General features: G+C 68.7%; 20 protein-coding genes. 12 read left to right on the plus strand and 8 right to left on the minus strand.

All coding sequences use genetic code 11. The features are described 5' to 3' along the window. Nucleotides 1-54 precede the first annotated feature (54 nt). On the minus strand, nt 55-1,005 hold the full coding sequence (locus ACTQWE_RS06805) for an ROK family protein (protein ID WP_373578453.1): 951 nt from the start codon (nt 1,003-1,005) through the stop codon (nt 55-57). A gap of 311 nt (nt 1,006-1,316) precedes the next feature. Here ACTQWE_RS06805 and ACTQWE_RS06810 point away from each other — a divergent pair, with 311 nt between their 5' ends. Genes ACTQWE_RS06810 through mscL form a run of 3 tightly spaced genes read left to right on the plus strand, consistent with a single transcriptional unit; the run spans nt 1,317 to nt 4,175 of the window. Further along, nucleotides 1,317-3,272 (plus strand): carboxypeptidase M32, encoded by a 1,956-nt coding sequence (locus tag ACTQWE_RS06810; RefSeq protein ID WP_441855307.1) that lies wholly within the window; start codon nt 1,317-1,319, stop codon nt 3,270-3,272. Then, nucleotides 3,269-3,730, plus strand: a complete 462-nt coding sequence (dtd, locus tag ACTQWE_RS06815) for a D-aminoacyl-tRNA deacylase (protein ID WP_170104311.1) — start codon at nt 3,269-3,271, stop codon at nt 3,728-3,730. The genes ACTQWE_RS06810 and dtd overlap by 4 nt, the downstream gene beginning before the upstream one ends. A gap of 4 nt (nt 3,731-3,734) precedes the next feature. Next, entirely contained in the window at nt 3,735-4,175 is a 441-nt protein-coding gene (gene mscL, locus ACTQWE_RS06820; protein ID WP_441855305.1) for a large conductance mechanosensitive channel protein MscL, read from the plus strand. A 101-nt stretch (nt 4,176-4,276) separates the two neighbouring features. On the opposite strand, the gene ACTQWE_RS06825 is transcribed toward mscL, so the two are convergent. Together ACTQWE_RS06825 and ACTQWE_RS06830 are read right to left on the minus strand one after the other, a co-directional pair. After that, nucleotides 4,277-4,810, minus strand: a complete 534-nt coding sequence (locus tag ACTQWE_RS06825) for a macro domain-containing protein (protein ID WP_328804356.1) — start codon at nt 4,808-4,810, stop codon at nt 4,277-4,279. A gap of 11 nt (nt 4,811-4,821) precedes the next feature. Next, a complete protein-coding gene (locus tag ACTQWE_RS06830; RefSeq protein ID WP_441855303.1) occupies nt 4,822-5,097 on the minus strand; it encodes a hypothetical protein in 276 nt (91 codons plus the stop codon). 170 nt (nt 5,098-5,267) lie between these two features. Between ACTQWE_RS06830 and ACTQWE_RS06835 the strand changes: the two genes are divergently transcribed. The 6 genes from ACTQWE_RS06835 (at nt 5,268) to ACTQWE_RS06860 (ending at nt 12,491) form a co-directional block, all read left to right on the plus strand. Then, nucleotides 5,268-6,110, plus strand: coding sequence for a spermidine synthase (locus tag ACTQWE_RS06835; RefSeq protein WP_441855301.1), 843 nt, complete (start codon nt 5,268-5,270; stop codon nt 6,108-6,110). A 131-nt stretch (nt 6,111-6,241) separates the two neighbouring features. Next, nucleotides 6,242-7,237: an alpha/beta fold hydrolase gene (locus ACTQWE_RS06840; RefSeq protein ID WP_441855299.1), complete on the plus strand. Its 996-nt coding sequence runs from the start codon at nt 6,242-6,244 to the stop codon at nt 7,235-7,237. A 1-nt stretch (nt 7,238) separates the two neighbouring features. Beyond that, nucleotides 7,239-8,729 carry a glycerol kinase GlpK gene (gene glpK, locus ACTQWE_RS06845; RefSeq protein ID WP_441855297.1) on the plus strand — a complete coding sequence of 497 codons (1,491 nt, stop codon included), beginning with the start codon at nt 7,239-7,241 and terminating at the stop codon, nt 8,727-8,729. Next, nucleotides 8,730-9,959, plus strand: a complete 1,230-nt coding sequence (locus ACTQWE_RS06850; protein ID WP_441855295.1) for a M20/M25/M40 family metallo-hydrolase — start codon at nt 8,730-8,732, stop codon at nt 9,957-9,959. A gap of 148 nt (nt 9,960-10,107) precedes the next feature. After that, the gene (locus ACTQWE_RS06855) at nt 10,108-11,199 is read left to right on the plus strand and encodes a PASTA domain-containing protein (protein ID WP_441855293.1); all 1,092 of its coding nucleotides are present in this window, start codon (nt 10,108-10,110) and stop codon (nt 11,197-11,199) included. Nucleotides 11,200-11,327: 128 nt separating this feature from the next. Further along, complete coding sequence (locus ACTQWE_RS06860; RefSeq protein WP_441855291.1) at nt 11,328-12,491, plus strand: zinc ribbon domain-containing protein; 1,164 nt, start codon at nt 11,328-11,330, stop codon at nt 12,489-12,491. Nucleotides 12,492-12,633: 142 nt separating this feature from the next. Here ACTQWE_RS06860 and ACTQWE_RS06865 read toward each other — a convergent pair whose 3' ends face one another. The 3 genes from ACTQWE_RS06865 to ACTQWE_RS06875 are packed head-to-tail and all read right to left on the minus strand — an operon-like array spanning nt 12,634 to nt 16,471. Further along, a complete protein-coding gene (locus tag ACTQWE_RS06865; protein ID WP_441855289.1) occupies nt 12,634-13,350 on the minus strand; it encodes a hypothetical protein in 717 nt (238 codons plus the stop codon). A gap of 5 nt (nt 13,351-13,355) precedes the next feature. Then, nucleotides 13,356-15,203, minus strand: coding sequence for an oligoendopeptidase F (gene pepF / locus ACTQWE_RS06870; protein WP_441855287.1), 1,848 nt, complete (start codon nt 15,201-15,203; stop codon nt 13,356-13,358). Nucleotides 15,204-15,226: 23 nt separating this feature from the next. Next, entirely contained in the window at nt 15,227-16,471 is a 1,245-nt protein-coding gene (locus ACTQWE_RS06875) for a DUF349 domain-containing protein (protein ID WP_441855285.1), read from the minus strand. 187 nt (nt 16,472-16,658) lie between these two features. On the opposite strand from ACTQWE_RS06875, the gene ACTQWE_RS06880 reads away from it, so the two are divergent. The 3 genes from ACTQWE_RS06880 (at nt 16,659) to pflB (ending at nt 20,664) form a co-directional block, all read left to right on the plus strand. After that, nucleotides 16,659-17,378 (plus strand): Crp/Fnr family transcriptional regulator, encoded by a 720-nt coding sequence (locus ACTQWE_RS06880; RefSeq protein WP_328804351.1) that lies wholly within the window; start codon nt 16,659-16,661, stop codon nt 17,376-17,378. Between the two features lie 189 nt (nt 17,379-17,567). Continuing rightward, complete coding sequence (gene pflA, locus ACTQWE_RS06885; protein ID WP_441855283.1) at nt 17,568-18,305, plus strand: pyruvate formate-lyase-activating protein; 738 nt, start codon at nt 17,568-17,570, stop codon at nt 18,303-18,305. A gap of 85 nt (nt 18,306-18,390) precedes the next feature. Further along, nucleotides 18,391-20,664 (plus strand): formate C-acetyltransferase, encoded by a 2,274-nt coding sequence (pflB, locus tag ACTQWE_RS06890; protein ID WP_441855281.1) that lies wholly within the window; start codon nt 18,391-18,393, stop codon nt 20,662-20,664. 167 nt (nt 20,665-20,831) lie between these two features. Here pflB and ACTQWE_RS06895 read toward each other — a convergent pair whose 3' ends face one another. Together ACTQWE_RS06895 and ACTQWE_RS06900 are read right to left on the minus strand one after the other, a co-directional pair. Beyond that, nucleotides 20,832-20,993: a hypothetical protein gene (locus ACTQWE_RS06895; protein WP_170104298.1), complete on the minus strand. Its 162-nt coding sequence runs from the start codon at nt 20,991-20,993 to the stop codon at nt 20,832-20,834. Nucleotides 20,994-21,090: 97 nt separating this feature from the next. Then, nucleotides 21,091-21,876, minus strand: a complete 786-nt coding sequence (locus ACTQWE_RS06900; RefSeq protein ID WP_441921443.1) for a GntR family transcriptional regulator — start codon at nt 21,874-21,876, stop codon at nt 21,091-21,093. Between the last annotated feature and the right edge of the window lie 10 nt (nt 21,877-21,886).

Raw genomic sequence — 21,886 nt, forward strand, 5'->3', positions numbered from 1 at the left:
GCGGGCGAGAAGGACGCGGCCCCGCGCTTCCCGCCCAGCCTCCTTGCCCTGGCGCTACTCGCCCTTCGCGGCCTCCTGCAGCGCCGCGTACGCGACGCCGTACATGCCGGCCTCGTTGCCGAGGCTGCACGGCAGGATACGCGCGCTCGCGCTGGTCGAAAGGCAGTGCGACCTGAACGAGGCCGCGAGCCTCTCCGCAAACAGGTCGAAGCCGCCGGCCACGCCGCCGCCAATCAGGTACGCCGCCGGATCGATCACGCAGCTTATCTGCGCAAGCGCAAGGCCCAACGTGTCACACATCTGGTCGATGGCGCGCTCGGCGCACGCGTCGCCGTCGCGGCACGCGTTGAAGACCGTGATCGTGTCCGTCGCGTGCTCCGGCTTCGGGTGCTCGCCGCCGTCTGCCTTGCATGCCTGCTGGTACAGCCAGACGATGCCCGTCGCGGACGCGTACTGCTCCAGGCAGCCCCTGCGCCCGCAGCCGCACACGCGGGTCTCCCCCGCGTTCACGGTGATGTGGCCGATCTCGCCGCCGGCGCCAAACGCGCCAGACACCAGCTTTCCGCCGGTCACGACGCCTCCGCCAACACCGGTGCCCAGCGTCACCATCACAAAGCTCGAAAGGTCGCGCGCCGACCCCTGCCACAGCTCGCCCAGCGCCGCGGCGTTCGCGTCGTTCACGAAGGCGAGGGCGGCGTTGCCAAACTCGTGCTTGATCGCGGTCTTCAGCCCGTCGGGGTCGAGCCTGATGTTCGGCAGCATGCCCACGCGACCGCTGTCGTCCACGGGTCCCGGGATGTCCAGCCCCACGGCCGTCACGTCGTCCGGAAGAAACCCCGCGCCAACCACGAGCGAGCTCAGCCCCTCGCACACCTCCGCGAACGCCTTCTCGTCGTCGATGGCACCGGTCGGGATCTTCTTCACCTCCACGAGCTTGCCCTCCGGCGTAAACAGACCCGCCTTGATGCTCGTTCCGCCAATGTCGATACCCAGCACGCAACTCATAAGGGCTCCTCTCCCCGGCACGCGCCGGGACGGACAACGTGTTCCAAATACCTAAGAGTATCGTTCAAGTCGGCCGCCCGAAAGCCCAGAACCCCACAACGTGTCCGCCTGGGAGCGCACACGGTCGACGGGCGAGCAGACCTCTCGCGCCGCACGGCGCCCCGCACGCATCAACGCACCAAATCGCGCGTGGCCACGCCCCCGCAAACCTCCCAATCACGCTAGACTTGTGCATCAGTAGCACGAATTCCGCAGCCCCGCCCACCGCCGGCCACCACGCCGGCCATGGCAGGGCAGGCAAGGAGAAGAACATGCCCTCAGATGATTCCAAGCGCAGGCCAGAGGCGAGAAAAGCCGCGTCCACCGGCGCAGTGCCCTCGTTCCTGAGCATCTTCGCCCACGCGGCCGACAGGTTCGAGGATCCCGCACCGGTTGTGGAGGGCGAGCCCGTCGGCGACGGCGACCTCACGATAGAGCGCGGCCCCAACCTGGACGAGGCAAGGCACGCGCCCGCGGCAGAGGCTCCGGAGCACGCCCCGGCACCCGCCCCGGAGCCGGTCGAGCCGGCGGACGCCGTGGAGCAGATGTACCGCCAGGAGGTCGCGAAGGCGGCGCCGGAGCCTGCCGCCAGCGAGGAGGCGCCCCACGCGGCCGCGCCCAGCCGGCCAAGGCCGGCTGACGGACGCGAGGCCATGGGCGTGCCGCGCAAGCCGGCGCCCGCCGCCATCAGCAACCCCAAGGAGGACATCGCCTCCCTCAACGACCTCGAGCGTCACCTGTACGCACACCGCTACGCGCGCATCGGCATCTCGTGCTACGGCCCGTCCATCGACCCCGCGAAGGCCGTGACCGACCGCGGCGAGGCCCAGGCCATCCTCGAGCAGGAGGACAAGGAGCTCGTCTGCAACCCGGAGACCGGCGCCATGCTCGAGCGCCTCAACTCCATGCCGGACATCCTGACCGACACCCAGAAGGCCCAGGTCAAGATCCTGCGCCGCGACCGCGCGCAGATGGTCGACGTTCCAGACGACGTCCAGATGGACTTCACGCGCCTCCTGGCCAAGTCCGACAGCGTCTGGCAGAGGGCGAAGGCCGCGAACGACTTCGCGTCGTTCGAGCCCTACCTCGACAGGATCGTCCAAGCCATGGTCAAGATCGCCAGCTACCGCAACGCGGACGCCGACCCGTACGACGTCTGGCTCGACAGCTTCGAGCACGGCTGCGACCGCGCGTTCTACGACGAGTTCTTCGGCCAGGTCAAGGGCATCGTCGTGCCGCTGTTCGCAGAGATCCGCCGCCGCGGCTGGCAGCCCGACCGCTCCGTGATCGAGGGCCGCTTCGACGAGCGTCGCCAGTGGGCGCTCGCAAGCGACCTCGTCGACCTCGAGGGGCTCGACCGCGACGCCCTGTTCGTCACCACGACGGAGCACCCCTACTCCGACGCCCTCACCACCAACTACGCCATCATCGCCGCGCACGTGTACGAGAACGACGTCGTCTCGAACGTGTTCACGATGCTGCACGAGGGCGGCCACACGCTGTACGAATGCGGCGTGAACCCGGACTTCAACTACACATCGCTCAAGGGTGGCACCTCCGCCGGCATGCACGAGGCGCAGTCCCGCTTCTTCGAGAACTACGTCGGCCGCAGCCGCGCGTTCGCCGCGCCGCTGCTCAAGACCATGGCGAGCCACTTCCGCGGCCAGCTCGGCCGCGTCACGCCAAACCAGTTCTACCTCGCGGTCAACAGGGCCGAGGGCAGCCTCGTCCGCACCGAGGCCGACGAGCTCACCTACCCGCTGCACGTGCTCGTGCGCTACGAGATAGAGCAGATGCTCTTCTCGGGCCAGATCACCGCCAAGGACGTGCCCGCGGTCTGGAACCAGAAGTACAAGGACTACCTCGGCGTCGACGTTCCGGACGACACCCACGGCTGCCTGCAGGATTCCCACTGGGCCGACGGCCTCTTCGGCTACTTCCCCACCTACGCGCTCGGTGGCGCCATCGGCGCGCAGCTGCGCCACCAGATGATCGCCGAGGGCATGGACTGGGAGGGCCTGCTCTCCAAGGGTAACCTCGCCCCCGTGCGCGAGTGGCTGCGCACGCGCATCTGGCAGTACGGCCGCTCCAAGGACTCCGCCGAGCTCATCCAGAACGCGTGCGGCGAGCCGTTCAACGCCACCTACTACACCGACTACCTGCTCCAGAAGTTCTGCGCCATCTACGGCATCAGGATGCCGGAGCCCGAGGAAGGCGACCAGGCGTGAGGGCGTGCGTCCAGCGCGTCAGCTCGGCCAGCGTCTCCGTGGACGGAGGCGTCACGGGCAGCTGCGGCCGCGGGTTTCTCGTCCTTCTGGGCGTCGGCCCAGGCGACGACGAGCAGACCGCGCGGCGCCTGTGGGAGAAGATCTTCCGCCTCAGGGTGTTCGACGACCGCGACGGCAAGATGAACCTCTCGCTGGCTCAGGTGGACGGCGAGGTACTCGTGGTGAGCCAGTTCACGCTCTATGCGGACTGCAGGCGCGGCAACCGGCCGTCGTTCACGGACGCCGCTCCCCCAGAGCTCGGGGAGCGCCTGTACCGCCGCTTCCTCGAGCTCGCCGCCAAAGACGTCCGTCACGTGGGCCACGGCGTCTTTGGCGCGGACATGCAGGTGTCGCTCGTAAACGACGGCCCCATCACCATATGGCTCGACACGGACGAGCTGTCAAGACCCAGGAGGTAGCCCCATGAGCAAGTTCTTCACGGAGTTCAAGGAGTTCGTCAGTCGCGGCAACGTGATGGACATGGCGGTCGGCGTCATCATCGGCGGCGCGTTCACCGGCATCGTCACGTCGCTCACAGACAACATCATCAACCCACTCATCACGTTCCTGACCGGTGGCGGAACGGAGATCTCCGGCCTCGTGGTCCCCGGCACCAAGATCGACTTCGGCGCGTTCATCAGCTCCGTCATCAACTTCCTCATCGTGGCGCTCATCGTGTTCATCCTGGTCAAGAGCGTCAACAGGCTGAGCGAGGCCACGGCGAGGCTCACGCACGCCCAGGAGCAGAAGGAGGAGGCCGCGGCCCCCGTGTGCCCGCACTGCCTGGAGGAGGTCAAGGCCGGCGCCACCCGCTGCCCGCATTGCGGCGGCGAGATTCCCGGCGGCGCACGCGCAAAGGCGTAGGCACGCGAGACGCGGGCGCGCAAGCACGTCATGCAACGGGCTCCCGGCAATCGTCGGGAGCCCGTTTCGCGTGCAGGCGCGCAAGCCCCGTGGGTGCGGGGCTATGCCATGACGACGAGCCCCTCCGGACCCTCCCGCACGGGATACAGCCCGGTCGCCACCTCGCGCGCCACGGCATACTCCCCCGACCTGAACAGCGCGAGCACCACCCGCTGGAAGCGCGGCGCGTACGACGCCAGCACCTCGAGCGCCACGGCCAGCCCCTCCTCCAGCGGGTATCCGTACACGCCGCACGATATCGCCGGAAACGCGATGGATGCGTCACCCAGCCCCAGCGCCAGCTCGCACGAGCTGCGGTAGCAGGACTCAAGCTCCCGCCGGCACTCGTCCGCCCTTCTCGCGCTGTACACCGGGCCGACGGTGTGGATCACGTGGCGCGCCTGGCGTATGCCATACGCGCCTGTCGCCTTCGCCTCGCCCGTGCGGCATCCGCCAAGCGTGCGGCACTCCCTAAGCAGGCCCGGGCCGGCGGCGCGGTGGATGGCGCCGTCCACGCCCCCGCCGCCCAGCAGCGTGTGGTTCGCGGCGTTCACGATGGCGTCCGCCTTCTGGTCCACAACGGACCCTTGCACCACGCAGAGCAAGGCTAGTCCTTCTTGCGCAGGTAGCGGGCGGCATCGGGGTCGGTCGGCCGCAGGAACTGCTTGCAGATGTTATCCGTGCGCAGGTATTCCTTCCCCCAAGGGTCCGTCACCGGCACCAGGTCGCGCGGGCTCTTTGCGAAGTACATGTCGGGCTCGCGGGTCTCGTGCGGGTCGGCCAGCGTGTAGCCCCTGCTGCACGATCCCTGGTACCTTCCCCACTCCTCGTTGTACGAAAAGCTGCTGAATATGCAATCCGAGCAGTGCAGTCCTGTCGCCATCGGTCGTCCTTTCCAAGGCATCGCCACCTACACAGTCTTCCCAGCTCGCCGGCTTTGATTCACCTTGCTCGCCAGACGGCGCCCACGCGCCATGCCGCAAGCGCTATCGTGGTAGCGTCGCATCACGCATCATCGCACGAACGTCCACCACAGGGGAATGGGAGAAGAGCATGCGCGCCAGGATCGCAAGGGCACTCGTGGACTGGCTGGGAAACGCCGGCGCACGGCTGCTGCACGACCGCGTCGTCGTGGCGTCCGCCGACACCATGTTCGGGCCCACGCAGGTCGTGGACGTGCACGACGCCTCCGGCGCGCCCGTCCGCGTGCTCGAGGTGGACGGCACGTGGCAGAGCGCCACCTACCTGGACGACTCCTGGTGCGAGCTCGTCTTCCCATACCACCGGTTGTTCGCGCGCGCCATGGGGGCCATGGGCCGGCGGCCCCAGCGCGCGCTCATGCTCGGCGGGGGCGGCTACGCGTTTCCCAAGTACCTCGTGGCGCACGACCCGGACGCCCGCGTGGACGTGGTGGAGGTCGACCCCGCGGTCTCGCGGCTCGCGCGCGACTACTTCCTGCTGGGGCGCCTCGACCAGATGAGCCCCGGCAGCTCCTCGCGCATAAGGACCTTCAACATGGACGGCCGCGCGTTCCTGGACGGCGACGCCGGACTCCCGCGCTACGACGTGGTCGCAAACGACTGCTTCGGGGCGCTCTTGCCCACGCGCTCCCTCGCCACGCTCGAGGGCGCCCGCGCCGCGAGGGGCCGCCTCGCGCGGGACGGGATCTACGTGGCGAACGTCGTGTCCGCGCTGGAGGGCGAAAGGTCGCGGCTCCTGCGCGACGTCACGCGCACGCTCGGGGAGGTCTTCTCCCACGTGTACGTCATCCCGTGCTCCACGGACGAGCCGGACGTGGAGGACAACAACGTCGTCGTCGCGTCAGACGCCCCGCTCGAGCTCGAGGGCGCCCTCGAGCCCTCCCCCGAACCCGCGGGGGCCGTGCTCCGCGACTGACCCCCGCCGCCCGCGCCGCGCGGCCGTGCCCGCACGTCGAGCGCACGCGACGTCTGGCGTAAGAGCCGCGGGCGGCGTGCCAGGGCGCGCATATACTCTGTCTCGTCTTTTTTCGAGCGGAGGGAGAACGCATGTCACAGGGCGAGGTCGCACGCACGCCCGTCTCGTTTGCGTCGGCAGACGGGGTATCTACCATTCGCGGATACGCCTGGCGCGCGGGCGGCCCCGATGCCGCGCGCGAGTCGCGCCCCAGGGGCGTCGTCGTGCTCGTGCACGGCATGGCCGAGCACATCGAGCGCTACGACGAGTTCGCCCGCTACCTCGCGGGCGCCGGCTACCTCGTCTGCGGGCACAACCAGATCGGCCACGGGTCGAGCGCCGAGCCAGGGCGCTGGGGGTGCCTTCCCGCCCAGGGCGGGAGCGGCGCCCTGGTTGAAGACGTCGAGCGCCTGCGCACGCTTGCCGCCGCGTACTGCGCGCCCGGCACGCCGTGCTTCGTGTTCGGCCACTCCATGGGAAGCTTCGTCGCCAGGTACTACGCCGCCACGTACGGCGACAGGATCTCCGGCGCCGTCATCTGCGGCACCGGCTTCGTCGAGCCCCGCACGTCGCGTGCGGGCCACGCCATGGCCCTCGCGATAGCGCGCATGCGCGGCCAGGACCACAGGAGCGCCCTTCTCCACGCCATGGCGGACGGCGCGTACGCGAAGGCCATCCCAAACCGCCGCACGGACTTCGACTGGCTGTCCCACAACCAAGAGAACGTGGACGCGTACATCGCGGACGACGCGTGCGGCTTCATGTTCTCCGCGGGAGGCTACGCCACGCTCACGGAGCTCACGGCCGAGGTCTGCACGCTGGAGTGCGCCCAGCGCGTCCCGCACGACCTCCCGCTGCTCTACGTTGCCGGCGCGGAGGACCCCGTGGGCGAGTTTGGCCGCGGGGTCGTGCGCTCGGCCGAGCTCGCGCGCCGCGCCGGCTCCACGGACGTCACGTACAGGATATTCGACGGCATGCGGCACGAGGTCCTGCAGGAGGACGGCCATGCCGCCGTGTTCGAGTGCGTGCGCGGCTGGCTCGACCGCCACGCGCCCGCCCCGAACCCAGACCCAAATACGGAGGCATAGCATGGGTGAGAAGTACATAGTCGCGCTCGACCAGGGCACCACGTCCTCGCGCGCCGTCCTGGTCGACCACGCGGGACGCATGGTCGACTGCGTGCAGCGCACGTACCCGCAGATCTACCCCAAGCCGGGCTGGGTGGAGCACAACCCGCAGGAGATCCTGTACTCGCAGCTCGGGAGCCTGACGGAGCTCGCGAGCCGCCACTCCCTCACCGTGGACAACGTCGACGCCATCGGCATCGACAACCAGCGCGAGACCACGATCGTGTGGGACCCCACCACGGGCGAGCCCATCCACAACGCCATCGTGTGGCAGTGCCGCCGCACCGCGCCCATCATCGACGAGCTGTGCGGCACAAAGGACGCAAGGCGCATGGTCCAGCAGAAGACCGGGCTTTTGCCTGACGCGTACTTCTCGGCCAGCAAGATCAAGTGGCTGCTGGACAACGTGGACGGGGCGCGGGAGCGCGCCGAGGCCGGCGAGCTCGTGTTCGGCACCGTGGACACGTGGCTCGTGTGGGTGCTCACGGGCGGGCTCGTGCACGCGACGGACCCCACGAACGCCAGCCGCACCATGCTGTACAACATCCACGAGGGCCGCTGGGACCAGGAGCTCCTGGACCTGTTTGGCATTCCCGCCTCCATGATGCCTGAGGTGCGGCCGTCCGCCTCGTTCTTTGGCGAGACGAGCTACCCGGGCATCCCGGCGGGCATTCCCATCCGCGGCGTCGCCGGCGACCAGCAGTCCGCGCTGTTTGGCCAGTGCTGCTTCGAGCCCGGCCAGGCGAAGAACACGTACGGCACGGGCTGCTTCCTGCTCATGAACACGGGCGAGCAGGCGCCGGTATCGCAGAACAACCTGGTCACGACCATAGCGGCCACGCCGCCGGGCGCGCCGCACGTGCAGTACGCGCTCGAGGGCAGCGTGTTCGTGGCCGGCGCCCTCATCCAGTGGCTGCGCGACGAGATGCACCTCGTCCGCACCGCCGAGGAGACGGAGTTCCTGGCGCGCAGCGTCCCCAACACGGGCGGCGTGTACATAGTGCCCGCGTTCACCGGGCTGGGCGCCCCGTACTGGAAGCCGGACGCGCGCGGGCTCATCTGCGGCATCACCCGCGGCACCACGCCGGCGCACGTGGCGCGGGCGGCGCTCGAGGCGCTGGCGTACCAGACGTACGACCTCGCGCGCGCCATGGAGGCAGACGCCGGGGTGACCCTGCGCGACCTGAACGTGGACGGCGGCGCGTCCCGAAACAACTTCCTCATGCAGTTCCAGGCGGACGTCCTGCGCGCGAGCATCAGGCGCCCCCAGAACATCGAGACCACGTCCCTTGGGGCCGCGTACCTCGCGGGCCTCGCGAGCGGCTTCTGGTCGGGAACGCAGGATCTTCTCGCCCTGCGCTCCTCTGACGACGTGTTCCGTCCTACCATGGACGCAGACGATGCGGCCGGCCTCCTGGCCGGTTGGAAGGACGCGATTAGGAGATCGATGTAGATGGACCTCTTCGTCAGCCAGGCAATCAGGCGCTACGTGAGGGACTCGCACGCGGAGGAGCTGGAGCTCCTGCGCACGCTGGTGAGGATTCCCGCGCCGTCTCACCACGAGGAGCAGCGCGCGAGCTTCATCGCGGGATGGCTCCACGCGCACGGCGCGCGCAACGTGCGCGTGGACGACGAGAAGAACGTGCTGTGCCTGCTGATGAACCCCCGCGCGAGGCGCGAGGCGCACCACGACGCGCAGACGCTTGCCGAGAGCGTGAAGAACCACACGCTCACGATGTACGCCGCCCACACCGACGTCGTGTTTCCCGACACGACGGAGCTGCCGATTCGCGAGGACGACGTGCGCATGTGGGCGCCGGGCGTGGGCGACGACACCGCGAACCTCGTGAACCTGCTGATGGCGACGAAGTTTTTGCTGCAGAACCCGCTGGCGCTGGACAGGGCCACGCGCAAGGGCAACATCCTGGTGGTCGCGAACACCTGCGAGGAGGGCCTGGGCAACCTCGCGGGAACGCGCAACCTGTTTGACGAGGTGGGCGACTGCGTGGACCGGTACTTCTCGTTCGACCTGTACCTTCCGCAGTGCATATCCGTGTGCGTGGGGTCGGAGCGCTACCAGATAGACGTGGAGTGCACGGGCGGCCACTCGTACCACGACTATGGCAACGCGAACGCCATAGAGGAGCTCTGCTCGATCATAGAGGACCTGTACCGCATAAACCCGCCGACCGACGTGATGGACGGCGCGCACACCACCATGAACGTGGGCAAGATCGAGGGCGGCACCACCATCAACTCGATCCCGTCGCACGCGATGGCGAAGTTCGAGTTCAGGTCGTCCTCGCGCGAGAACATCGAGGTAATGCGCGCGTTCTTCGAGAGCGTGATCGAGAGGCACCGCCACGAGCTCATGAGGCGAGACGACGCCGGCAAGATCGAGGTGACGACGCTGGGCGTGCGCCCGTACGCGAACGGCGTGGACGAGGCGGCCCTGCGGAGGATGACGGAGAGGAGCGCCGCCATCGTGAGGCGCGTGACGGGCAGGGAGGCGGACCTGAGGCCGGCCTCCACGGACGCGAACATCCCGCTGTCCCTGGGGATTCCCGCGAACACGATAGGCACCGTGCGCGGCGCGAAGCTCCACACCCGCGGGGAGTGGATCGAGAAGGAGAGCCTGAAGGAGGGCCTCGAGGTGGTGCTGCGGCTGATGCTGGGAGACTAGGTCCGGCGGCGGGACGACGGCAGGGCCCCGGGACCGGGGCGACGCCTCCGCGCGAGCAGATACGCTTGCACGGAGGCGTTTTGAATGTGGTCCGCCATGCATTATCATTGGTCAGATAGCTAGTTTGGACCGGACATGGGGTGATGCAGTGGCAGCCGACGACGCAAGGGGCGACTCCGCCAAGCCAGACACGACCGCAGACGACGCGCGAGCGCCTCGGGTGCCGGAGGAGGCGGAGGCCAGGAGGCCGAAGCATGCGGCCGCGCCGAAGGCGGAGCCCAAGGCCGAGAAGAGCGAGGAGGGCGCGGCCGAAAAGGCGTCCGGGGCCGAGCCGGAGCCCGCGCCCGCGCCCGAGCCAGGGCACGAGACCGAGTCGGAGCCCGAGGCGGGGCGGGAGCTTGCGGACACGGGAAAGATCTACGTGCCGAAGACGGAGTACACCGCGCCGGCCAAGACCCCAAGCGAGCTGGACGCCAGGAAGCGGTCCGTGACGATCAGGGCGGTTCTTCTCGTCGTACTTGCCGCCGTCCTTGGGTCGACGCTCATAGTAACGAGGTGCTTTGGCCTGCTGAGCGGCACGACGGTGCCGAGCGTCGTTGGATACGACGAGGAGCGGGCGCGGGCGACCCTGGAGCGCAAGGGCCTCAAGGTCAAGGTCGAGGACCAGGAGACGGAGCGCGTCTCTGACAAGGGGCGCGTGCTTTCCACGGAGCCGACGGCCGACGAGGCCGTAGGCCCCAACGGCACCGTGACGATCGTGGTGGGCACCGTGACGCAGGAGACGCAGGACGCGCCGAACCTCGTGGGGCTTTCCAAGGCCGACGCCGCGAACGCCATCATGCAGACGAACTTCTTCGTGCAGGACGACGTGATGTACGCGTACTCGAGCACCGTGCCCGCCGGGACGGTGATAAGCCAGGCGCCGCAGGCGGGCAGCGAGAGGATCCGCGGCACCGCCATCGACCTGATAGTCTCGGACGGGCCGAACCCGGCCGGGTCCGACGGCGACCACGCGAGCGAGAGCGACAAGGGCACCGTGACCATCCCGGACGTGGTGGGCATGACCTACCAGAACGCCGTCACGCTGCTGAGGGGCATGGGCCTGAAGAGCACGCGCGGAAAGGACGTGCTGGACTACGGCATCCCCGCGGGCATGGTATCGAGCGTGTCGCCCGCCGTTGGCGACGAGGTCGAGGTGGGATCTACCGTGACCGTGTACGTCGCGAAGTCGGACGAGTAGGGGCGCCACCTGCCGCCTGCCAGCCCAAACGCGCGCGGATGCAGAACGTGTGGCATTATTGAGGGGCGGTACGAGCGCCCCCCGACCTGTATACTCTTTAAGAATCCTTACCGAGACCTTGGAGAGCCATGTTCCCGAAGTTCTGCCCGAAATGCGGCGCACCACTAAAACCCGGCCAAGAGTTCTGTATGGAGTGCGGAACCCACCTGGACGCCTGGCAGGGCGACGACACCGTCGAGCCCGAGCCCGAGGGCGTCGAGGAGGCCGTAGCGGAGGACGACCCGACGCTGGTCGTGCCCGAGCCCGAAGGGGGCGAGGCCGCGGACGCCGAGGCGGAGGCGACGGAGCCCGCACAGGACGCGCCCGCACCGGCGCACCACCTGCGCCAGGGAGATGCCGCCGAGCACGTCGCCCCGCAGGACGGGGCGTCGTACCTGCCCGACCTCCCAAGCTACGGTAAGCCCCAGGGCTTCGAGGTGATCGACGCCTCGAGCTCCCCCATGAGGGCGCCGGTGGGCACGAACCCGACCGAGTCGCGCTTCGAGAGGTCGGACAGCTTCTGGACGTCTGACAAGAGGGTCCCCATCGCCATCATCGCGGCGACGGCCGTGCTGGTGCTGCTGATCTTCCTGGCATCATCCTGCGGAACCGGCTTCAGCGACCCGCAGGCGAGCAAGGTCACGTCGCGCGCGGGCAGCGAGCAGACGTCCGAGGGCTCCTCTAACAAGGACGGCTCCTCCTCGAAGGACGATAAGAGCTCCTCGAAGGAGAGCGCCGCGAAGAAGAGTTCGAAGAAGTCGTCCAAGAAGAGCAAGAAGAAAGATCCCGACGCCGGACTGACCGACGAGGAGAAGACCGAGAAGAAGGCCATCAAGCAGTACTCCGACAAGCTTGCGGACTACCGCTCGAAGGTGGATGCCGCGGTATCGGACTACAAGACGCTGTACACGGCGGACCGCGCGCAGCGCACGGCGAAGCGCGAGGAGGTGCAGGGGCTCATCTCGCAGCTCCAGGCGGACCAGGACGCAAACAACGCCCTCGCCTACCAGGAGACCGCCCCGTTCTATCACGCGTGGGTCGCGACGGGCAACTGCTACAACGACCTGTTGACGGCCGCGCGGAGGGTGGATAACGCCTGGGCGATCGACCTGGGGTTCAACTACCCCTCGTACTACCCCGAGACGCTGCAGACGCCGTTTGAGCAGAGCACGTCCGAGGGCGGCGATATCTACCAGGCCCTGGCGGACTACGACAGCAACTACGCGCAGATAAGCTTCGAGAAGAGCGCATAGCGCACGACCGAGGAGCGCCCGCGGGCGCAGGGACATCCAAGAGGCACGGACAGGGGCCGGGCGGCATCGAGCCGTCCGGCCCCCTCTTGTGCGGCGGCATGCGCTTTGCCGGTCGTGCACCGTGCCTTAAGGCCGCAGGTCTCTACAGGCCAAGTGCGCCAAGGTCGAACGGCAGCGCGGGGCCCTCCGACTCACCGGCGTCGTCCTCTGGCTGAGGCGCCCGCGGAAGCGGCGCGCCCGTCGCGCGCGGGCCGCACTCCGTCCATGCGACGGGAAGGCCGAGCCCGGCAAGCGCCTCGACCACGGCAGGCAGCCCCTCTGGAACGGCGCCCGGCGGCAACGGCTGCCCGTCCCTCTCGCCCGAAGGGCAGCTGCCGCAGGCGGACTGCCCCACGCCCGCGCCGACGAGCTCCGTGGACCAGCCCCAGCCGTCGAGGCTCGGCGCGGCGCCGGCCTGGCCAGGCGCCCACGCGTCGAGCGAGAGCGCCGCGAGCGAGGTGGTCAGGAGCGACTCCTCGCGCGCGGAGAGCGTCGCGACCCTGCGGGGGCGCGACGTGCCGCAGGCGGCCCACAGCTCGAGGGCGCCGTCCTCCTCCCTCCCCGCGAACGCCTCGAAGCTCAACGCGAGCCTGAGACGCCAGTTGACGCGAAGGTGGAACAGGACGAGGTGCCCGAGAAGCCCCGCGCGCGCCGAGTCGCCCACGGGGCCCATCTCCTGCACGGCGGACTGCGGAACCGTGATGGAGTACTCGTCCGCGGTGGGGTCGATGAGGCCCACCTCGCACACGCCGTCATGCACCTCGAACACGCTGCCGTAGCCGCCGGTCGCGGCCACGTGCACTAGGGAGTCGCGCCGCATGGCGGCTAGATCCCCCGGTCGAGCTCGTCCACGAGCTCGGCGAAGCGCGCGAGGGCGGCGTCCACGGCCTCGCCGGACGCCATGTCCACGCCGGCGCCGCGCAGGAGCTCGATGGGGGTCTTGGAGCAGCCGCCGGACAGGAAGCCAAGGTAGTCCTCCACGGCGGGCTCGCCCTCGCGCAGCATGCGCTCGGACAGGGCGACGGCCGCGGCGAAGCTCGTGGCGTACACGTAGACGTAGTAGTCGTAGTAGAAGTGCGGGATGCGCGCCCACTCGTGCGCTATCTCGTCGTCCGACCGCACCGCGTCGCCGTAGTACAGGTCGTTCAGCGCGCGGTAGCGGGCGCAGAGGGCGTCTGCGCCCACGCCCTCGCCCGCGGCGCACGCGGCGTTGGCGTCGCGCTCGAACTCCGCGAACATGGTCTGCCTGAACAGGGTGCCGCGGAACATCTCGCAGAAGTGGTTCACGAGGAACAGGCGCTCCGCGTCGTCGGTCGTGTGGTCGAGCAGGTAGCGGATGAGCAGGCACTCGTTCGTGGTCGAGGCGACCTCCGCCACGAACATGGGGTACTCCTGGTAGCGCGGCGGCTGGACCTCGTTCGAGAGCCACGTCTGCATGGAGTGGCCCATCTCGTGCACGAGGGTGAACACGTCGTCGAGCGTCCCCTGGAAGTTGAGCAGGATCACGGGACGCATGCCGTGGCCGTCGGCGGAGTATGCGCCGCTCATCTTGCCGGGCGTCTCGTACACGTCGATCCAGCGCTCCGAGAGCGCGCGGCGCACGACGGACACGTACTTCTCGCCCAGCGGGGCGAGGGCCTTCAGCATGAGGTCGCACGCCTCCTCGAACGTGTAGCGCCGCTCCGGGGCCCTCACGATGGGCACGTACAGGTCCCAGTAGCGCAGCGCGTCCAGGCCGAGCGCGCGGCGGCGGACCTCCGTGTAGCGGTGGAGGGACTCGATGTTGCGGTGGACGGAGTCGATGAGGCTCGCGTACACCTCGACCGGGACCTCCGTGGGCGCAAGCGACGCCTCGAGCGAGCTCGCGTAGTGGCGCGCGTTCGAGAAGAACGCGAGGTGCCTCATCTGCGACGCCAGAAGCGCGGCGCACGTGTTCCTGACGGAGCGGTACGTGCCGTAGACGCTGTGGTACGCGGACTCGCGGAGCGCCCGGTCCGGCGACATCTCGAGCGGGACGTAGCTGCCGTGCGTGACGGCGTGCTGCCGGCCGTTCGCGTCCGTGGCCTTAGGGAAGCTGAGGTCCGCGTCGTTCAGCATCGTGAACGCCTTGCCCGGCTGCTCCATCAGCTCCTGCGCCTGCGCCAGGATCGCCTCCTGCTCCGGCGCGAGCGTGTGGGCGGCCAGGGCGCGGATGCGGTCGAGCGCCAGGCGGTACAGACCGAGCCCGGGCGTGGCCGCGTACCACTCCTCCAGCAGCTTGGCGTCGAGCGCCTGCACCGCAGGCTCGAACCACGACGACGCGGCCGAGACGCGCGTCGCGAGGCTCGTGACCCGCGCGCTGAGGTCCTGGTAGCGGCTGATGCGCGTGTCCTCGTCCGCGCGGCGCGACGCGTAGTTCCACAGGCGCTGCACGCGGATGGTCGCGTCGTCGTCGAAGCGCAGGTAGGCGAGAAGGTCCGCCCCCGTCGCCGTGGCCCTCTCGCGCCAGCCGGCGTACTCGGCCACGAGCGACTCGGCCTCGCCGAGGGCGCGCTCGAAGTCCTCGTCGCTTGCGAACAGGTCGCTCAGGTCCCAGCGGTAGCGCTCGGGCACCTGGTCCCTGCTCTCGTACGTCACGACCTTCTCGCCCGCGGCGCCGTTGTTGTCCGTGCTGTCCTTGACGTCCCCTGCCATGCATCCCTCCATCGTTCGCGCGGCTAGTCGAGCCTGGACTTGATGTCCTCGACCTCCGCCTTGATCTTGTCTATCAGGTCGAGCTTCTGCTCGAGCCTGTCCTGCATCTCCTCCACGTGGTCGGTGGCGTAGGCGTTGTTCAGGCGCTCCTGCAGGCGGTCCGCCTGCTGCTGCAGGTCTGATATCCGCTTCTGCCTGCGGTCAATCGCGTCCTGCGTGCGCTGGCGCCACTCCTCGTGGCGAGCCTCGCCATAGGCGCGCTTCTTGTCCCAGAAGCCCTCCTTCGCCTTGTTGAACTCCTCCCATAGCGTGTCGTTCAGCTCGCGGCCGGCAAATCCCAGCTGCTTCCACCTGCGGTCGAGGTCCTTGGCGCGCTCCGTCGCCTCGCGCGAGAAGTCGTCCGCGGCCGCGAGGGCGCGCGCCTCCTCCACCAGGGCCCGCTTCGCGTCCGCGGCCTTCCTCTGCGCGGCCTCGAGCGCCTCGTGGTGGGCGTGCTGCGCGTCGAAGAACGGCTGGCGCGCGGCCGTGAATTCCTCCCACAGGCGGTCGTTGTCCGCGCGGTCCGCGACGCCGGCGGCCTTCCAGCGCGCCATGAGGTCCTTCATCCGCTGCGAGGCGGCACGCCACTCCTGGCCCTTCCAGTCGGGCGAGGTCACCGCCGCCTTGCGGGCCTCCTCCACGAGCTGCTCCTTTACGGCCTTCGCCTTCGCGCGCGCCTGCTCCAGGCGGGCGTAGTCCTCCTCGCGCGCCGCGTTGAACGCCTTGCGGGCCTTGTCGAAGCGCTGCCAGAGCTCCTCGTCGGCCTCGTGGCCGCACGTGCCGGCAGCCTTCCACTCGTCCATCATCTCGCGCATGCGCGCGGCGGTCTGCTTCCAGCTCGTGGAGCCGGCCAGGCGCTCCGCCTCGGCCGCAAGGGCCTCCTTCTTCTTGCGCGCATCGTCGCGGGCGTCGTCGCGGGCTTGGTAGAACGCCTCGCGCGCCGCGTCGAAGCGCCTCCAGAGCGCATCCTCGCGCGGGTCGTGCCAGCGGCGCAGCGAGCGCCACTCGTCCGCGAGCCTACGGAGGTCCGCCGGCCCGTGGTGCCAGTCCTTCTCGCCTGCGACGCGCTCCGCCTGCTCGCAGAGGGCCTCCCTCTTGGCGAGCTCCTGCTCTAGCGGCGACGGCGCTGCGCCCGCCGCTCCCGCCGGCGTGGTGACCCCGCCCTCCGCCGGGCCTTGGGCCGGTGCCTCGGCCGCCCTCGCGGTCGCGTTGTCCTGATCGAGTGCCATGTGCATCCCCTCGCAACACACGAGACGTGACCCTGCCTCGCGGGAGGGCCCAGCTTTGACGCTGCAGCTTAAAAGGCTACCACACCTGTCGCAGAGGGCGCCCCCGACCCCCCAAGCGGTCGCCGGGCGCAGGCTCGCGCGGCCGCGCTTGGGTATCATGGGTACGAGGGCGACGTGAGGAGGAACGGTGGCCAAGGATCCGACTCGGTGCAAGGAGACGATGGACTGCCCCTTTCGCGAGGGCGGCGGCAGCTGCATGGGGAGCATCCGCCTGTTCGCGGGGCTCCCGGAGTCCGCTCGCAACGACCTGATGGCGCACGCGCTGCGCTCCACCCACCCCGCGGGGAGCCTGCTGGTGCGCGAGGGCGACCCCATCGAGTCGATCCTGGTGGTGCGCCATGGGCGCATCAAGACGTTCCACGCGGACGCGGACGGCGAGGAGTACCTCCTGGACATCCTGCACGACGGCCAGGCCATCTGGCACGGCATGTTCCTGAAGGAGAGCGTCTACCGCTACAGCGTCGGCTGCCTCACCCGCGTCGACCTCTGCCGCATCCGCCGCACCGACTTCATGCGGCTGATCGGCGACAACCGCGAGGTCGCGACGAGCCTTATCCAGACCCTCGGTACGGAGCTCGTGGAGGCGGAGGAGAAGATCAAGGTCCTCAGCACGAGGGACCCTCGGCGCCGCCTGGCGAAGTTTCTGCTGTGGCGCGACGAGCGCTGCATCGGCCCGGAGATCCACCTCACCCTGGGCGACATCGCGAACTCCGTGGGGCTCAGGCCGGAGACCGTCAGCCGCGCCCTCGGCTCGTTCGAGCGCGACGGCATGGTGCAGCGCATCGGTCGCGGCAAGATCCGCGTGCTTGACCACGTCGCGCTTCGCCGGCTCTGCGACGATGCGTAGGCGCGCGGAGGGAGCGCTCGCCCGCACGGATTTGCCGCGTGCATAAAGCGAAGGCCATCCCGCATAGCACTTGCCCCGCGCCGTCCTCCGCAAAAACTTTTCCCCGTTACTTGACTGTAATCAAGGAACTTTCCGTCGCCCCCATATATGTTGTCTAACGACAAACATTTTCTGGAGGAGGCGACGGGGATGCTCGGAAGGGTCCACTCACTGGAGTCGTTTGGGTCGGCCGACGGCCCCGGCGTGCGCTACCTCGTCTTCCTGCAGGGCTGCGCCATGCGCTGCCGCTACTGCCACAACGTCGACACCTGGGCCATGGACGAGGGCACGCAGATGTCGGCGGACGAGGTCCTCGACAAGGCGGAGCGCTACCGCGGCTACTGGGGCGAGGACGGTGGCATCACCGTGAGCGGCGGCGAGGCCCTTCTGCAGATCGACTTCGTGACGGAGCTCTTCCAGAAGGCCAGGCAGCGGGGCATCGGCACCTGCCTCGACACGGCCCTGCAGCCGTTCACCCGGAGCGAGCCCTTCTTCGGCAAGTTCGAGCGCCTCATGGGGTCGTGCGACCTCGTGCTCGCGGACCTCAAGCACATCGACCCGGCAGGCCACAAGGGCCTGACCGGCCACGACAACGCCAACATCCTCGACGCCCTCACCTACCTGAGCGACATCGCGAAGCCCGTCTGGATACGCCACGTGCTCGTCCCCGGCATCACGGACGATGACGCGTACCTTAGGCGCACCGCAGAGTTCATCGGGACACTCTCGAACGTGGAGCGCGTCGAGGTCCTCCCCTACCACACCCTCGGTGCCTACAAGTGGAAGGAGCTCGGCATCCCGTACACCCTAGACGGCGTCGAGCCGCCAAGCCCGGAGCGCGTGCGGAACGCAAGGCGCATCCTCGGGGCGGAGGGCGCCCCCTCCTAGCCACACCGCGAACCACCTGCGCGACGCGCAACAGAGCAACCAGCAGCCAAGGCGGCGGCACGGCCGCCAGAAAGAGAGGAGCACGATGCAGCTTAGGGAAGAGTGGAGCGGATTCACCGCAGGTCACTGGACGTCCGACGTCAACGTCCGCGACTTCATCCAGCGCAACTACACGCCCTACGACGGGGACGAGTCCTTCCTCGCCGGCCCCACCGAGGCCACGGACAGGCTCTGGGGCAAGGTCCAGGAGCTTCAGAGGCAGGAGCGCGCCAACGGCGGCGTCCTCGACTGCGAGACCGAGGTCGTGAGCGGCCTCACCGCATACGGCCCGGGCTACATCGACCCCGAGCTCAAGGACCTCGAGAAGGTCGTGGGCCTTCAGACCGACAAGCCCCTCAAGCGCGCGTTCATGCCGTATGGCGGCATCAAGATGGCGCAGCAGGCCGCCGAGAGCTACGGCTACAAGATCGACCCGAAGTACGACAAGATCTTCAACGAGTACCACAAGACCCACAACCAGGCCGTGTTCGACGCGTACACCCCCGAGATGCGCGCCGCCCGCCACTCCCACATCATCACGGGCCTGCCCGACACCTACGGCCGCGGCCGCATCGTCGGCGACTACCGCCGCGTCGCCCTGTACGGCATCGACTTCCTGATCGCCAAGAAGCAGGAGGACCTCCTCAACTGCGGCGACGGCACCATGACCGACGACGTCATCCGCCTGCGCGAGGAGATCGCCGAGCAGATCCGCTCCCTCAGGGGCATCAAGGACATGGCCGCCATCTACGGCTTCGACATCTCGAAGCCCGCGACGAACGCCCAGGAGGCGTTCCAGTGGCTGTACTTCGGCTACCTCGCCGCCATCAAGACCCAGAACGGCGCTGCCATGTCCGTCGGCCGCATCGCGACCTTCCTGGACATCTACATCGAGCGCGACCTCGCGGCGGGAACCCTGACGGAGTCCGAGGCCCAGGAGCTCGTCGACCACATGGTCCTGAAGTTCCGCATGGTCAAGTTCGCACGCATCCCCAGCTACAACGAGCTGTTCTCCGGCGACCCCGTCTGGGCAACGCTCGAGATGGCCGGCCTTGGCCAGGACGGCCGCCACATGGTCACGAAGAACGACTACCGCTTCCTGCACACGCTCGAGAACATGGGCCCCGCGCCGGAGCCAAACCTCACCGTGCTGTACAGCAAGCGCCTTCCCCTCAGCTTCCGCCGCTACGCCGCGAAGGTCTCCATCAACACCTCGTCCGTGCAGTACGAGAACGACGACGTCATGCGTCCCGTCTGGGGTGACGACTACAGCATCTGCTGCTGCGTCTCCGCAACCCAGACCGGCAAGGAGATGCAGTTCTTCGGAGCCCGCGCCAACCTTGCCAAGTGCCTTCTCTACGCCATAAACGGCGGCAAGGACGAGAAGTTCCTGGACAAGAAGACCGGCAAGAACATGCAGGTCGGCCCCGAGCTCGCTCCGATCACGAGCGAGTACCTCGACTACGACGAGGTCATGCACAAGTTCGACCTCATGATGGACTGGCTCTCCGGCCTGTACGTCAACATTCTGAACCTCATCCAGTACATGCACGACAAGTACTACTACGAGGCCGCCGAGATGGCCCTCATCGACACCGACGTCCGCCGCACGTTCGCCACGGGCATCGCGGGCTTCAGCCACGTGGTCGACTCGCTGTCCGCCATCAAGTACGCGAAGGTCAGGTGCGTCCGCAACGAGGACGGCCTCGTGACCGACTACGTGGTCGAGGGCGACTTCCCTCGCTACGGCAACGACGACGACCGCGCGGACGACATCGCGGTGTGGCTGCTCAAGACCTTCATGGCCAAGATCAGGAAGCACCACACCTACCGCAACTCCGAGCCCACCACCTCGATCCTGACCATCACGTCGAACGTGGTCTACGGCAAGGCCACGGGCGCCCTGCCCGACGGCCGCGAGGCCTTCAAGCCGTTCGCGCCCGGCGCCAACCCCGCGTACGGCGCGGAGAAGAACGGCCTCCTCGCCAGCCTCAACTCCGTGGCCAAGCTCCCGTACGAGTATGCGCTCGACGGCATCAGCAACACGCAGACCATCAACCCCAGCGCGCTCGGCAACGACCTGGAGCAGCGCAAGGCCAACCTCGTCAACGTGATGGACGGCTACTTCGCCGCCGGTGCCCACCACCTGAACGTGAACGTCTTCGGCGTCGACAAGCTGAAGGACGCGATGGAGCACCCCGAGAAGCCCGAGTACGCCAACTTCACGATCCGCGTCTCCGGCTACGCGGTCAAGTTCATCGACCTCACCCGTGAGCAGCAGCTCGACGTCATCGCGCGCACCTGCCACGACCGCATGTAGCGCAGGGCGCAACGCGGCCGGCGCCAAGTGCCGGCGCATCCTGAGGCGCAAGGGGGCCTTCCGCACCTGGTGGTGTCGGGAGGCCCCCTTCGTGGCACGTGGGGCCGCGAGCCCCCAAAGGCGATGGGGCGAGGCCCCAAGGCCGGCCGTGCGATGCCGCGCGCAGGCTACCCGCGCCTCGACCCCTGCCTGCCCATGCCGCCCTTGTGGCCGGAGGCCTTGTTCGGCCCGATGCCCTTCTGGCCAAAGCGCATGCCGCGCATCTCCTGGCGCCGTGGCTTCGAGCCCTTGATCCGCTCCCACGCGTCGCGGGTCCTCTCGTTCTTCATTATTCGCTCCCAGCTCCGTTTCATGCGTTTCTCGCCCGGCGCGGCGCCTTCTTCGGCCCGCGGCCGGTCCCGCACGCGCCCCTCGCCTGGCGGCACCTCACGTCACGTCCAGCATGACCTCCGAGCCCGACGGGCCCAGCCGCAGGTGCAGGCGGTTCTTGTCCGCGCGACGCACGAGCACGCCCACCTCGAACGGGACCATGTCCGCGTCGTACGTCGTCCTCACCACGCGGATGCCGGGCGCGCCGCGCACCTGCTGGAGCGCGTCCGCCTCCGCGGCGTCCAGCACCACGGCCTCGAGGTACGCGTCCTCGTACGTGGGCAGAAGCCCCGCGTCCTCCGCGACGCACGCGTACAGCGACCGTTCCACCCGCTCGCGCGTGAGCGCCGGGCACACGGCGGTCGGCACGTACGCCGTGTTCGTCTCCATCGGCACGCCGTCCGCCATGCGCAGGCGCCGCACCTCCCAGAGCGCCCCGTCCCTCTCGCCCAGGCGAAGCCGACGCCTGAGGACGTCCGTGCCCGGCACCTGCCGAAGCGAGAGGATGCGCGACGACGGCACCTTCCCCAGCGCCTCCATGCGCGCGGAGAAGTTCAGCGCGACGTCGGTGGTGCGGCCCCGCTGGTAGCGCGCGACGAACGTGCCCTTGCCGCGCCGGCGGACGACGCGGCCCTCGTCCACGAGGTCCTTGAAGCAGCGACGGACCGTGGAGCGCGACAGCCCGAGCGCGCGGCAGATTTCTGCCTCCGCGGGAAGCGGCGTCTGCCCGTCGAAGGCGTGCGTGGCGATGAGCCCCATGAGCCTGAGCTTGAGCTGCAGGTACAGGGGCACGTCCGACGTCTTGTCAAGCGGCGTCGCGCATATGGCGTCCAGTGCGTTCATGCCCATAATG

It is taken from the genome of Parafannyhessea sp. LCP19S3_B1 (genome assembly GCF_052121955.1).
Lineage (GTDB): Bacteria > Actinomycetota > Coriobacteriia > Coriobacteriales > Atopobiaceae > Parafannyhessea.